The organism is Bradyrhizobium sp. (assembly GCF_017881085.1).
Taxonomy (GTDB): domain Bacteria; phylum Pseudomonadota; class Alphaproteobacteria; order Rhizobiales; family Xanthobacteraceae; genus Bradyrhizobium.
This window is the reverse complement of record NZ_JADGRI010000133.1, coordinates 1-13101: the sequence shown is the minus strand read 5'-3', so window position 1 is coordinate 13101 and position 13101 is coordinate 1. Positions and strand designations below refer to the sequence as shown.

General features: G+C 63.3%; 18 protein-coding genes. 6 read left to right on the top strand and 12 right to left on the bottom strand.

Translation table 11 applies throughout. The features are described from left to right. Positions 1–259 (top strand): hypothetical protein (locus QZ213_RS14415; RefSeq protein ID WP_291686751.1); only part of this gene is annotated, 259 nt, incomplete at its 5' end. A 119-nt stretch (positions 260–378) separates the two neighbouring features. Here QZ213_RS14415 and QZ213_RS14410 read toward each other — a convergent pair. The 5 genes from QZ213_RS14410 to QZ213_RS14390 form a co-directional block, all read right to left on the bottom strand. Beyond that, positions 379–1005, bottom strand: a complete 627-nt coding sequence (locus QZ213_RS14410; RefSeq protein WP_291686750.1) for a glutathione S-transferase — start codon at positions 1003–1005, stop codon at positions 379–381. 260 nt (positions 1006–1265) lie between these two features. Beyond that, positions 1266–1487, bottom strand: a complete 222-nt coding sequence (locus QZ213_RS14405) for a hypothetical protein (protein WP_291686749.1) — start codon at positions 1485–1487, stop codon at positions 1266–1268. A gap of 30 nt (positions 1488–1517) precedes the next feature. Beyond that, positions 1518–1742, bottom strand: a complete 225-nt coding sequence (locus QZ213_RS14400; protein WP_291686754.1) for a hypothetical protein — start codon at positions 1740–1742, stop codon at positions 1518–1520. Between the two features lie 304 nt (positions 1743–2046). Then, positions 2047–2559 (bottom strand): MarR family winged helix-turn-helix transcriptional regulator, encoded by a 513-nt coding sequence (locus QZ213_RS14395; protein WP_291686748.1) that lies wholly within the window; start codon positions 2557–2559, stop codon positions 2047–2049. Between the two features lie 437 nt (positions 2560–2996). After that, positions 2997–3458, bottom strand: a complete 462-nt coding sequence (locus QZ213_RS14390) for a DUF6163 family protein (protein WP_291686747.1) — start codon at positions 3456–3458, stop codon at positions 2997–2999. Between the two features lie 264 nt (positions 3459–3722). On the opposite strand from QZ213_RS14390, the gene hemB reads away from it, so the two are divergent. The 3 genes from hemB (at position 3723) to QZ213_RS14375 (ending at position 6412) form a co-directional block, all read left to right on the top strand. Continuing rightward, positions 3723–4784 (top strand): porphobilinogen synthase, encoded by a 1062-nt coding sequence (hemB, locus tag QZ213_RS14385; protein WP_291686746.1) that lies wholly within the window; start codon positions 3723–3725, stop codon positions 4782–4784. 219 nt (positions 4785–5003) lie between these two features. Then, complete coding sequence (locus QZ213_RS14380; RefSeq protein WP_291686745.1) at positions 5004–5558, top strand: RDD family protein; 555 nt, start codon at positions 5004–5006, stop codon at positions 5556–5558. A 77-nt stretch (positions 5559–5635) separates the two neighbouring features. Continuing rightward, entirely contained in the window at positions 5636–6412 is a 777-nt protein-coding gene (locus QZ213_RS14375) for an arginyltransferase (protein WP_291686744.1), read from the top strand. A 30-nt stretch (positions 6413–6442) separates the two neighbouring features. Here QZ213_RS14375 and QZ213_RS14370 read toward each other — a convergent pair whose 3' ends face one another. After that, a complete protein-coding gene (locus tag QZ213_RS14370) occupies positions 6443–7825 on the bottom strand; it encodes an Nramp family divalent metal transporter (protein WP_291686743.1) in 1383 nt (460 codons plus the stop codon). A 163-nt stretch (positions 7826–7988) separates the two neighbouring features. Between QZ213_RS14370 and QZ213_RS14365 the strand changes: the two genes are divergently transcribed. Next, positions 7989–9227 carry an MFS transporter gene (locus QZ213_RS14365; protein ID WP_291686753.1) on the top strand — a complete coding sequence of 413 codons (1239 nt, stop codon included), beginning with the start codon at positions 7989–7991 and terminating at the stop codon, positions 9225–9227. Positions 9228–9349: 122 nt separating this feature from the next. Then, positions 9350–9709, top strand: coding sequence for a VOC family protein (locus tag QZ213_RS14360; protein WP_291686742.1), 360 nt, complete (start codon positions 9350–9352; stop codon positions 9707–9709). A gap of 24 nt (positions 9710–9733) precedes the next feature. Here the strand turns inward: QZ213_RS14360 and QZ213_RS14355 are convergent, their stop codons facing one another. The 6 genes from QZ213_RS14355 to QZ213_RS14330 all read right to left on the bottom strand — a co-directional run bounded on the left by QZ213_RS14355 (position 9734) and on the right by QZ213_RS14330 (position 13039). Further along, the gene (locus tag QZ213_RS14355) at positions 9734–10168 is read right to left on the bottom strand and encodes a universal stress protein (RefSeq protein ID WP_291686741.1); all 435 of its coding nucleotides are present in this window, start codon (positions 10166–10168) and stop codon (positions 9734–9736) included. A gap of 233 nt (positions 10169–10401) precedes the next feature. Further along, positions 10402–10809, bottom strand: a complete 408-nt coding sequence (gene arsC / locus QZ213_RS14350; protein ID WP_291686740.1) for an arsenate reductase (glutaredoxin) — start codon at positions 10807–10809, stop codon at positions 10402–10404. Continuing rightward, entirely contained in the window at positions 10806–11864 is a 1059-nt protein-coding gene (gene arsB / locus QZ213_RS14345) for an ACR3 family arsenite efflux transporter (protein WP_291686739.1), read from the bottom strand. The genes arsC and arsB overlap by 4 nt, the downstream gene beginning before the upstream one ends. 5 nt (positions 11865–11869) lie before the next feature. Next, a complete protein-coding gene (locus QZ213_RS14340) occupies positions 11870–12397 on the bottom strand; it encodes an arsenate reductase ArsC (protein WP_291686738.1) in 528 nt (175 codons plus the stop codon). Continuing rightward, positions 12390–12752, bottom strand: coding sequence for a metalloregulator ArsR/SmtB family transcription factor (locus QZ213_RS14335; RefSeq protein WP_291686737.1), 363 nt, complete (start codon positions 12750–12752; stop codon positions 12390–12392). Before QZ213_RS14335 ends, QZ213_RS14340 begins: the two co-directional genes overlap by 8 nt. Before the next feature lie 86 nt (positions 12753–12838). Next, complete coding sequence (locus QZ213_RS14330; protein WP_291686752.1) at positions 12839–13039, bottom strand: GDCCVxC domain-containing (seleno)protein; 201 nt, start codon at positions 13037–13039, stop codon at positions 12839–12841. Between the last annotated feature and the right edge of the window lie 62 nt (positions 13040–13101).

Here is a 13101-nt window from a genome sequence, read left to right as displayed (position 1 = left end):
GCGATCGGGCTTTTTTGTCACCGTCATCGGCGGCGTCTTAGCTGCCGACTTGACGCCAGCGTCGAGGCGTCAGGACCACACGACTTCTCCGTCCGCTTTAGCGCTGTTCGTCAAGAGCGCCGCCGCGTCCATCGCATCCAACCCCGCGTCCGTGACGATCGCGATACGCCCCTTGGGTGGGGTGGACGGCTGGAGTTATGAAAGTGATTTGCGCAAATTGCGAAGCAGAAAATTTTTGGCGAAGGGACTGGACAGGTAGAAACAGCTTGAACCGGCTGGAGAAATTCGATTTTGGGCGCAATCGTGCGAGGGTCGTAATCCTCGCTTCTCATCATTCCGGGGCGCGCGCAACACGAGACCGGAATGACGGCCTGGGCCCTACTTCGCGAACCGGTACGCCCCGCCCTTCTCGACCGAACGCTGGAATGCCGGCCGCGCGTGCATCCGCGACAGCCACGCGCTCAAGTTCGGATACGGCCCGAGCCTGTCGAACACTTTTGCCATTTCGCCGACAAAGCTCATCTGGATATCGGCGCCGGTCAGCGAGGTGCCGACGAAGAATTCTTTGCCCTTCAGCGCACCCTCGATATAGCCGAGATGGTTTGCGATCTCGCTGTCGATGCGCGGATGCAGGGGCGCGCCCGCCTCCTTCAGCCTGCCGACATAGAGGTTGAGCATCAGCGGCAGCATCGCCGAGCCTTCGGAATAATGCAGCCACTCGTTATAGGCCTCGTACTCGGCGCCATCAGGCGCCGGCATCATGGCTCCCTTGCCGTAACGGCGGATGATGTAATCGACGATCGCGCCCGACTCGGCGATCCTGATATCGCCGTCGACGATGATGGGCGACTTGCCGAGTGGATGCACCGCCTTCAGCTCCGGCGGCGCCAGCCGAGTCTGCGCGTCGCGCTGATAGCGCTTTATCTCGTGCGGCGTGCCCAGTTCTTCCAGCAGCCAGAGGATCCGTTGCGAACGGGAGTCGTTGAGGTGATGCAGCGTGAGCATGGGGGTTTCCTCGGGCGTGTTTGTTCGGCACCGAGGTGTATCAGATATTCTTGCGAGACGTCAGCAAGACACTCGAGCGTCGTCGCCCGGCTTGACCGGGCGATCCAACACAGCGTCATACGCGGGATTGACCCGCGCATCCTTCAATCTTCACGAGAGAGTCTTGCGAAGGGATGGAAGGCTGGGCATAGGCGAGCAGAATCGACGCCGTCTTTCGGACGGCTGTGTGCCCGGCCATGATGCGAAAAAATGCATCCCGTTTAAAGCCCCGTAAATCCCGCCTTCACCGGATCGCTCGAGCCATCGAGTTCGCGCAAATAGGTCAGCCCGCACACCGTCAGCCGGTGGGTGTCCTTTTCGCCGGCCTCCATCAGCTTGGCGAGATATTCCGTCACTTTGGCGCGCGCTTCGGCGCTGGCGGCGGCGGAGCGGTTCACCAGGAGATCGTAGGTCATCATGATACGGTCGATGGCGGCTTCCATGAGATCCTCTTCGCTATCCGGGATTGACGGTCAGACCAGTTCGGCGGCCTCGAACTTCGCGATCGCCTTGTTGGCGAGCCTGAGCTTGTTCGTTTCGCCGCGCTGAAACATATCGACGATGATTTCGAGCAATCGCTCGTCGGTCGCGAAGCTGTCGGGGATGGCGCCGGCGCGGCGCAGGTAGTTCGAGGCGATGGCATAGGCATCGCCGACCACTTCGACGTTCATGATCCGCAATCCGCGCTCGACCAGCATGATCTCTCCTCCGGCACGCATGGATAAGCTCGCGAGCGGGCAAAGGTTCCATTCCGGGAAACCGGTTTTTGCGGTGCGAAAGGGACCGTCGCAGTTTTGGCGCGTTTTCTTCCTCCAAGCCGTATCACCCCGCATCAATTGCGGGGCAGGCCTTCGCCCGAAAACGCCATGAAAAACAAAAACGCACCGGTCCGGAAAGCCGGGCCGATGCGTTTGGGGGAAGTGTCGTTTTTTCTTGTTTTCTTTTTCTGTCTTGTCGAGTGGCTGCCGGTCTTTTAGGTCCGCCGGCTTGGCCGAAAAAATCTCAGAGCCGATACAGGATCTGGTCGGTCCAGAACCGCTCGAGCCGGTGCAGGGACTTGTTCAGGGTCGCGAACTCCTCGTTCGAGATGCCGCCGACCTGCTCCACCGTCTTGACGTGCTTCTGATACAGCGCGTCGACGATCTTGCGGATTTCCTGGCCCTGCGGGGTCAGGCGGATGCGGACCGAACGGCGGTCGACGCGCGAGCGCTGATGATCGAGGAAGCCGAGTTCGACCAGCTTCTTCAGGTTGTAGGAGACGTTGGAGCCGAGGTAGTAACCGCGCGTGCGCAGTTCGCCCGCGGTCAGTTCCTTGTCGCCGATGTTATAGAGCAGAAGCGCCTGCACCGAATTGATGTCGGCGCGACCGCGACGATCGAACTCGTCCTTGATCACGTCGAGCAGCCGGCGATGCAGCCGCTCCACCAAGGTCAACGCTTCGAGATAGAGCGGCTGCACCGGAGCTCCGGGAGCGCGTTCGGCGGCATCCACCGCCGTTGCAACGGCTTTCATCATGACACTTCCCCTGTTGTCGTTTTTATCGACTTATTCGACGAAACTTTGGTCCCGTCTGATAGCCTCAACTTAAGGGGGGCGTTTGAAGATCCGCTTAAATAAGACAATAAAGAGATCATGAATTTAAGACAGTGAATCGCGGATTAAGCCTGCCACATAAGGACTTCTGGCAACTTTTCATTGAGGGTGAGACGGCCCTGTTCACGCTTCGTTGGCCTCCCCTGTCGCATATGGGAACAGGATGGTTCAAATTCGAAAGACCTGCGTAACAGGTGTGGCGGCACGTTAGGGTGAGCGAAAAGTTACCGCGAAAATTTCAGAAATAATTTGTATAGCCTGACCCCTTCTTTTCCGGGATCGCGTACATCATTTTCTAGCACGAAACTGTCTGGATTGGCGCGCGGATTTTTCTGCGCGAGAGCGCCAACCTGAAATCGCTATGGCGGCCGTTCGCGCGCGGCCATCCAGGCCAGCGCGAGATACGCGCCCAGCATCACCGCTTCGAGACCCACCACCGTCAGGCTGCCGCCGTAGATCCCCGGAAACATCAGCTCGATCACCGCCATCGACACCACGGTGGTCAGCCACACCACCGCGCCCCATGGCGTCGCGAGCCAAAGTCCCACCGCGGCGACGAGTTCGATCACCGCGAAATAGACGGTCGCGGTCTGCCATGCCATCGGCTGGCTTTCGAAGGCGTCTTCTTCGCCGCCGACGAAACCCGTTACCTGCGCCCAGTGATAGAGCCCCTTGATCACGGAGACGACCGCCATGATGCGCAGGAAGAACACCAGCCGCCGGGTCCACACATTGTCGTCGGATTCGATCCGCTCCGACGAAATCGCAGCCACCGACATGGCGTTGTCCCGCGACTGGTCGCGCGAGGAGGTTTCAGACATCCGGACCGCTCACGAGCTGTGAATACATGTGCATTCGAAGACTTGCATTTGAAGCCGCATTTCGAGACTCTTGTGAAGACTCTTGTGAAGACTCTTGTGAAGACTCTTGTCCTGTGGAGACTCTTGGCCCCTTGGCGCCGTAAAATCAATCGACCCTTGATCAACCGACCCTTCCTCAATCGACCCTTGCGGCAGGTCAAGGCCGCGGTGACGGGAGCCATGCAAGGTGCTAGGGTCGAACCGGCCTCAGGGAGAGATGACAAAATGGCGATCAAATTCGGGCGACCGATCGAAATGCGCGACGCGCCGCGGCACCAGACCGCGCAGGCCGCCCCTGCCCTCGATCTGGTGGTTCGCCCGCGCCGCAACCGCAAGGCGGAATGGGCCCGCCGGATGGTCCGGGAAAACGTCCTCACCACGGACGACCTGATCTGGCCGCTCTTCGTGGTCGACGGCCACAATGTGCGCGCGGCGGTCGCCTCGATGCCGGGCGTGGAGCGGCTTTCGGTCGACCAGGCGGTGCGCGACGCCGAGCGCGCGGCCAAGCTGAACATCCCCTGCATCGCGCTGTTTCCCTATACCGAGCCGTCGCTGCGCGACGAGCACGGCTCGGAAGCCACCAATCCCGACAACCTCGTCTGCAAGTCGGTGCGCGCGATCAAGAAGGAATTTCCCGGCATCGGCGTGCTTTGCGACGTGGCGCTAGATCCCTTCACCAGCCACGGCCATGACGGGCTGATCGAGGACGACAAGATCCTCAACGACGAGACCGTGGCGGTGCTGGTGCGGCAGGCGCTGGTGCAGGCCGAAGCCGGCTGCGACATCATCGCGCCCTCCGACATGATGGACGGCCGCGTTGGCGCCATCCGCCAGGGGCTGGATGCGAGCGGCTTCCTCGATGTCCAGATCATGGCGTATGCGGCAAAATACGCTTCCGCCTTCTACGGCCCGTTCCGCGACGCCATCGGTTCGGCCAAGACCCTGACCGGCGACAAGCGCACCTATCAGATGGACAGCGCCAATTCGGACGAGGCCCTGCGCGAGGTCGAACTCGACATCGCCGAGGGCGCCGACATGGTGATGGTGAAGCCGGGCATGCCCTATCTCGACGTGGTTCGGCGGGTCAAGGATACGTTCGGGATGCCGACCTTCGTCTATCAGGTGTCCGGCGAATACGCGATGATCGCGGCCGCCGCCAACAACGGATGGATCGACGGCGAGCGGGCGATGATGGAAAGCCTGCTGTGCTTCAAGCGCGCCGGCGCCGACGGGATTTTGACTTATTTTGCGCCGCAGGCGGCGGAAAAGCTGAAGGCGGAGCGCTAGAGCTGATCGTCATTCCGGGGCGCGTCGAAGACGCGAACCCGGAATCTCGAGATTCCGGCTCTGGTCCTTCGGACCATCCCGGAATGACGGACCCCGAGACACGTCCTTCCGCCGCCGAATCGCCGGATTGTTGCGGTTCGGTAATGATCGTGGCACTTGCGCGCGCCCGGGCGGTTCCCATGTCTCGATTTCGGAAATGCACGGTCGGGAGGACGGATCATGTCTGACAGCGGTTCGGGTTACTCTGGCGGCGCCTGGCGCAGCGGGGGGGCGGCGAATGTTCAGCCGCACGCCTTTGACCCGCGGACGCAGCCGGAATTGTTTCGCGGCGTGCTGACGCGGCGGGTATTTGCGTTCCTGATCGACCTCGTCGTCATCTCGGTTCCGGTAATCCTCGGTTACCTCTTCATCGCCGTGTTCGGCCTGATCACGCTCGGGCTCGGCTGGGCGCTGTTCTGGCTGGCGTGGCCGGCGACCGTGATCTGGGCGGTGGTCTATTACGGCGCCTCGCTCGGCGGGCCCTATTCGGCCACCCTGGGCATGCGCGTGATGGATCTGGAACTGCGCACCTGGTACGGCGCGCCCGGCTATTTCGTGCTTGGCGCCATGCACGCGGTGCTGTTCTGGGTTTCGATCTCGTTCCTGTCGCCGCTGGTGCTGCTGGTTGGCCTGTTCAACGGGCGCAAGCGGCTGCTACACGACATCGTGCTGGGAACCGTGGTCGTTAACAGCTCGGTCCGCAACCCCGTGGCGCAGCCGGCGCGAACGTTCTGACCCTAAATCGATTGACCGTCAGCCTCCGGGGCGCGATGCTGACGGTCGCCGCGCCTTTCGGAGCCTGACGACATCCCGTGACCCAGCACTCGCGTGACACCCCGCAATTCTACCTGACGGCGCCCTCGCCGTGCCCGTATCTGCCGGGCCGGCATGAGCGCAAGGTGTTCACCCATCTGGTCGGCGAAAAGGCCGGCGACCTCAACGACCTGCTGACCCATGGCGGCTTCCGGCGCAGCCAGTCGATCGCCTATCGGCCGGCCTGCGACCAGTGCCGGGCCTGCGTTTCCATCCGCGTCATCGCCAACGAATTCCGGCCCTCACGCAACCTGCGCAAGGTTCTGGCCCGCAACGCCGACATCGTCGGCGAGCAGCGCAGCGCGGTGCCGACCTCGGAGCAGTATTCGGTGTTCCGCGCCTATCTCGACCAGCGCCACCGCCATGGCGGCATGGCCGACATGACGGTGCTGGATTACGCGATGATGGTGGAGGACAGCCACGTCGAAACCCGCATCATCGAGTACCGCCGCCGCGGCGCCGATTCCGGCGTCACCGGCCGCGGCGAGGAACTGCTGGCGGTGGCATTGACCGACGTGCTCTCGGACGGGCTGTCGATGGTCTATTCGTTCTTCGAACCGTCGGAAGAAGGCCGCTCGCTCGGCACCTTCATGATCCTCGACCATATCGCGCGCGCCCGGCGGCAGGGACTGCCTTACGTCTATCTCGGCTACTGGATCGAAGGCTCCAAGAAGATGGACTACAAGGGCCGCTTCCTGCCGCAGCAGCGCCTGGCGCCGAGCGGCTGGCTGCGCATCGACGCCTCAGGCGACGTGTCGAGCGAGCCGCAGGATTGACCCTGCTGTCGTCATCCGGTGCCTGGGGCTTCAGCCGAACAGCGCATCGAACAGCAGCTTGACGTTCAGGATGACGATGATGCCGGCCACAATCCACGCCGCGGCGGCGAGCGGACGGGATATGGCGAAGGCGCCCATCTTTCGCCGGTCGGAGACGAACCGCACCAGCGGAATCACGGCGAACGGAAGCTGCATCGACAGCACGACCTGACTGAAGACGAGTAGCTCTCCCGTGCCACGCTCGCCATAAAGTGCCGTGACGACAATCACCGGGACAATCGCGATGCCGCGCGTGAGAAGTCGGCGCGCCCAGCTCGGCAGACGCAAATGAAGGAAGCCTTCCATGACGATCTGGCCGGCAAGGGTCGCCGTCACGGTCGAGTTGAGGCCGGAGGCGAGCAGCGCGATGGCAAACAGCGTCGAAGCCATACCGAGACCCAATAGCGGCGACAAGAGCTCGAAAGCCTGGCCGATTTCAGCAACGTCGGCGTGACCACTGGTATGGAACGTCGCGGCCGCGACGACGAGAATCGCGGCATTGACGAACAGGGCCAGCATGAGCGCGATGGTACTGTCCGTCGTCGCCCATTTGATCGCATCCCGGCGGCCTTCGTCGGAGCGTTCGTAGGCGCGGGTCTGCACGATAGACGAGTGCAGATAGAGGTTATGAGGCATCACCGTTGCCCCGATGATGCCGATGGCGATGTAGAGCATCTCGGGATTGGTGAATATCCGGGAAGACGGCGCGAAGCCGCGCAGCATCGCTGCGACCGGCGGAGCGGCGGCGACGATCTGGATTGCGAAGCACACTGCGATGACGATCAGCAGCGCGACGACGAAAGCTTCGAGGAAGCGAAAACCCTTGTTCATCAAGAGCAACAGCAGGAACGCATCCAGCGCGGCAATCAGAGCCCCGCCGACCAGGGGAATGCCGAACAGAAGTTTCAGCGCAATCGCCGTACCGATGACCTCCGCGAGATCGCAGGCGATGATCGCCGCCTCGCAAGCCAGCCAGAGCAGCAGGTTGACGGGCCGGGAATAAGTGGCGCGACAGGCCTGAGCGAGATCGCGATCGGTGACGATGCCGAGACGCGCCGCGAGCGCCTGCAGCAGGATCGCCATCAGGTTCGAGAGCAGGATGACCGACAGCAGCGTGTAGCCAAACTTCGACCCGCCCGCGAGGTCCGTGGCCCAGTTGCCCGGATCCATGTAACCGACCGAAACCAGGTAGCCGGGGCCGACGAAGGCCAGCAGCCGGCGAGACCAATGGCCGGCACGGGGCACCGCAATCGTCCCGTACACCTCCGGCAAGCTCCGCTGGACGTCGGCTGCAGCGTCGGCACGCCAGCCAGCGGCATTTGGTGCGGCCTCCGGCTTGGTGTCAGCCGGTAAATCGGGAGATCGTGCGTCCATTCGAGCAGAATGACCAATATTCTATGTTATTGCAACTAATTTGCAACTGCATCTAGACCGGCAGCTTGATGAGAGCCCCTGTCGGGAAGCGGGTGGCTTGGCCGTGCTGAGAGCCAGACAATGCCAGCCTACCGCCCATGCAAGGATCCCTTCCATGATCGCGATCAACCAGGCGCCCCATTTGCCCCCGACCTTCAACCGGCTGGCCTGGTCCAATCTGGCGGCGCAATCGGCCGAACAGGTCGCGCTGGCGGCGGCTCCCATCGTCGCCGTGCTGCTGCTCGGCGTCGGCGAAGGCCAGACCGGGCTGTTGCAGACCGCGCTGACGCTGCCGTTCATCCTGTTCGCGATCCCCGCCGGGCTGCTCGCCGACCGCATCTCGCGGCGGCGGCTGATGGCAGCGGCTGAAGCGCTGCGCGCCGCGGCTCTGCTCGCGATCCTCGCGCTGATCGGGCTGAACCTCTTGACGCTGCCGCTGCTCGCACTCTCCGGCTTTGTCGCGGTCTGCGGCACGGTGGTCTACAGCGTGGCGGCGCCCGCCCTGGTGCCGTCGCTGGTGACGCCGCCCTTGTTGCCCGCGGCCAACGCGCGGATCGAACTGGCGCGCACGATTGCCTTTGCCTCGGGACCGGCGCTCGGCGGCGTGCTGGTGGGATGGGTCGGTGCGGCGCCCGCGTTCGGTTTCGCCGCAGCACTCTCCGTCATCGCCGTGGTGCTGCTGTCGGGGATTTACGAGCCGGCGCGGCCACCGGCGCCGCGCCGCCATCCGCTGCAGGAGATCCGGGAAGGTGCCGCCTTCGTGCTGCATCACCCGCTGCTGCGCCCGGTCTTCGTCACCCAGTTCATCTTCAACACCGCCTCCTTCCTGCTGCTGGCGGTGTTCGTGCCCTATGCGGTGCGGCGGCTCGGACTGTCAGCGACCGGCGTCGGCACCACGCTCGCCATGTACGGCGTCGGTATGGTGGCCGGTGCGCTCGCAGCGACCCGGGTGATGCGCCGCCTTGCCTTCGGCACCGTGATCGGGCTGGGCCCGGTGACCGGCTTTGTCGCCGCAGGCGTGATGGCGCTGACGACGGTGGTTCCCAGCCCGGCGCTGGCGGGCCTGAGCTTCTTCCTGCTTGGCGTGGGCCCGATCCTGTGGGTGATCTCGACCACGACCTTGCGGCAATCGGTGACGCCGCCGCGACTGTTGGGCCGGGTCTCCGCGATCAACATCATGAGTTACGGCGCCCGCCCGCTCGGCTCCGCGCTCGGCGCCGTCGTCGGCGGAGTTTATGGGGCGGAGCCGTGCCTCTATCTCGCCGCCGCGATCTTCGGCGCGCAGGCGCTGGTGATCCTGATGTCGCCCGCAGTCTCGCTGGCGCGACAGCCGGAAATGGTCGGGGACGCCGCAAAGGCGTAGCGGGCAAGCCGCTGCGGCGTGGCTCGCTTGATTCAGCGCAAGGCGAGACCAGCGCATCGTGGCATCGTAAATCTGCTCGTGTGAAAGCAGCAACTCCAACACTTTCCGGGAAAGGGCGTCCGATGGCCAATCCGTTCATACATGTCGAGTTGAATACGACTGACGTGGCCAAGGCAAAATCATTCTACGGCATGCTGTTCGACTGGAAGCTGCAAGACGTGCCTATGCCCGACGGGGCCTATACGGTGATCGAGGTCGGAGAAGGAACGGGCGGCGGTTTGATGAAGCATCCAATCCCGGGGGCGCCGTCGACGTGGCTGGCCTATGTGCTTGTGGATGACGTCAAGGCGGCAACCGGCAAGGCGAAGTCGCTTGGTGCGACTATTTTGAAAGACGTTACCGAAGTACCCGGAAGGGGCTGGTTCAGCCTCATCTCTGATCCAACTGGTGCCCCTCTCGGCCTATGGCAAAACAAGACCTGAGACCGCCATCACCCGCCGGCCAGATCACCGATAGACCAGGATCGGCACCGACGTGTGGGTCAACACCTTCAGCGTCTCGCTGCCGAGGATCGCCGACACGCCGCGCAGGCCGTGCGAGGCCATCACGACGAGATCGCAGCCGTGTTTCTTCGCGGTGTCGACGATCGCCTCATACGGCTTGTCGTGTTCGACGCACAGCGTGCGGCAGTCAACGCCCGCCTCCCGCGCGCTGTGGCTGATGTTGTCGAGGTATTTCGCGGTCTGCTCGACGACCAGCGCCTTGTACTGATCGAGCGCGCCCGAAACGATGCTGGGATCGACCACGAGGGAATTCAGCGGCGTCGATACCACCAGCGCGGTCACCCTGGCGCCGATGGCCTTGGCCAGAGCGATGCCGTGTTTCATCGCCGCCTTCGATAGATCCGATCCGTCCGTGGGAAGCAGAATATGCTTGTACATGCGCCCTCTCCTGCCGCCATGCTGAGACAGGATCGAGGCCAATCGCATTGACTTGAATCAAGCGCGGGCTTGGCTGCGCCGAACGGTCACACCTTGCCCGCCAGATAGCGCGCGTAGCCCTCGGCCATGGCCGCATCCGACGTCAAATCGGGATCGAGCGTCTCGAAGGATGGGCGGCATCGGGGCTTCATGGTTCGAGACGGCGCTATCGCGCCTCCTCACCATGACGTCGCCTACGATTTCGCCCGCGCCACGGCCTCGCCGTCTTCCTTCACGAAGGAGGCGATGGGATGATCAAGCAGATCGAGCACGGCCTCCGACGGCCGGCACAGTTTGACCCCCTTCGGCGTCACGACGATCGGCCGGTTGATCAGGATCGGATACGCCAGCATAAAGTCGAGCAACTGGTCGTCGCTCCATTTGGGATCGGCGAGGCCGAGTTCCGCATAGGGCGTGCCCTTTTCGCGCAGCAGCGCGCGAACCGGAATTGCCATCGCCTGGATCAGTTCGACCAGCTGCGCCCGGCTCGGCGGGTTCTTCAGGTACTCGATGACCTCGGGTTCCTCGCCGCTCTGGCGGATCATGGCCAGCGTGTTGCGCGAGGTGCCGCAAGCGGGATTGTGGTAGATGGTGACGCTCACGTGGGCGCTTCCTTGTTGATGGCGGCGGACGTTTCGCCGCCGGCCTCATACCAGCCGCGCGACAGCTTCACCAGATGAACCACCGAGAGCATCACGGGCACCTCGACCAGCACGCCGACCACGGTGGCCAGCGCCGCCCCGGAGTTGAGGCCGAACAGGCTGATGGCGGCGGCGACCGCAAGCTCGAAAAAATTGCTGGCGCCGATCAGTGCCGCGGGTGCCGCGACGCACCAGGCGACGCCGAAGCGCCGGCTCAGCCAATAGGCCAGCCCCGCGTTGAAATAGACCTGGATCAGGATCGGCACTGCCAGGAGAACGATCACCAGCGGCTGGGCGATGATCTGTTCGCCCTGAAAGCCGAACAGCATCACCAGCGTGGTCAGCAGCGCGACCAGCGACACCGGTTGCAGCACATGCAGCGTCCGCTGCAGCGCCGCCGGTCCGCTGGCCAGGAGCGCCCGCCGCCACGCTTGCGCCACGATGACGGGCACCACGATGTACAGCACCACCGAGATCAGCAGCGTCGCCCACGGCACCGCGATCGAAGCGACGCCGAGCAACAGTCCGACCAACGGCGCGAACGCGAACACCATGATGACGTCGTTGAGCGCGACCTGGCTCAGCGTGTAATGCGGCTCGCCCTCGCACAGGTTCGACCACACGAATACCATCGCCGTGCACGGCGCCGCGGCGAGCAGAATGAGACCGGCAATATAGGAGGGAATTTGCGCCGACGGCAGCCATGGCGCGAACAGGTGGCCGATGAACAGCGAGCCCAAGAGCGCCATCGAGAACGGTTTTACCGCCCAGTTGATGAACAGGGTGACGCCGACCCCGCGCCAGTGCTGGCGCACCTCGCCGAGCGCGCCGAAGTCGATCTTCAGCAGCATCGGGATGATCATCAGCCAGACCAGCCCTGCCACCGGCAGATTGACCCGCGCGATTTCCGCGCCGGCGATGGTTGCGAACAGTCCGGGCATGAGATGCCCGAGCGCGACGCCCACGACGATGCACAGGGCCACCCATAGCGAGAGATAGCGTTCGAACAGGCTCATCGCGGTTACGCCACGTCCGGACGCGACGAGGTGGCGCCCTCTCCCCGGCCGATGTCGCGCAGCCTGGTGCCGAGCGACAGACGGTCGATGCTTTGCAACGGCAGGCTGGTGAAGGCGGCAATGCGGTTCTTGAGATAGCGGAACGCCGCGACGAACGCCGCTTCCTTTTGAAGGTCGGTGCCCTCGGCTTCGGCGGGGTCTTCAATGCCCCAATGCGCTGTCAGGGGTTGGCCGGGCCATACCGGACAGGACTCGCCGGCCGCGTTGTCGCAAACCGTGAAGACGAAATCCATTACCGGCGCGTCGGGAGAAGCGAACTCTTCCCAGCTCTTCGAGCGCAGATCGTCGGCGGGGTAATCAAGGCTCTTGAGCGCCTTGATCGCGAACGGATTCACCGTTCCTTTCGGTTGGCTCCCGGCGGAGAAGGCGCGGAAGTGGCGGTGGCCGTCCTTGCGGAGGATCGACTCCGCCAGAATCGAACGCGCGCTGTTGCCCGTGCACAGGAACAGAACGTTGTAGATTCGCTCAGGCATGAGCCTTCCTTTTGGGCTTGGGCGGACAACACGGCGTGAGGTCTTGGATCAGCGGCGCGCAGATTTCCGGCCGGCCGTCGCAGCAATCCCTGAGCATGAACAGCATGACGGCCTGAAATCGCGTCAGATCGGCGCGATAGACGATCGAGCGGCTGAAGCGCTGCGCCGAGACCAGTCCCGCGCGGGACAGGATCGACAGATGCGACGACATGGTGTTTTGCGGCACCGCCAGCGCCTTGGCGATATCGCCGGCCGCGAGCCCCTCCGGCTCGTGCTTCACCAACAGCCGGAACACCTCCAGCCGGGTCGATTGGGCGAGCGCAGCGAGTGCGAGAATGGCTTGTTCCGATTCCATATATCCAGACTTATGGATATTTTGGCATTTGTCAACGAGACTCGAGACGGCCGCGGCCTTGCTCCATGATCACAAGCGCCGTCGAGTTAGCAGCACTTCTTGTTCTCCTGGATCGGTGGACAGGGAACCGAACCATAAGAGCAGAACACGCAGCAATCGCCCGCGAGAGGCTTCAGTCTTTCGCCGCAGCCCTTGCAGTCATAGAAGAACTGGCAGGCGTCTGTGGGCATGGTCTCGACCGATTGATGGCCGCATTTTGGGCAAGTCAGCGTCGATTCCAACTGCATGAGCGTCTCGCTTGATGGCGGGCTTTCAGAGTAGCCGATATCTCGCCGCGGCAAGCGGGAAA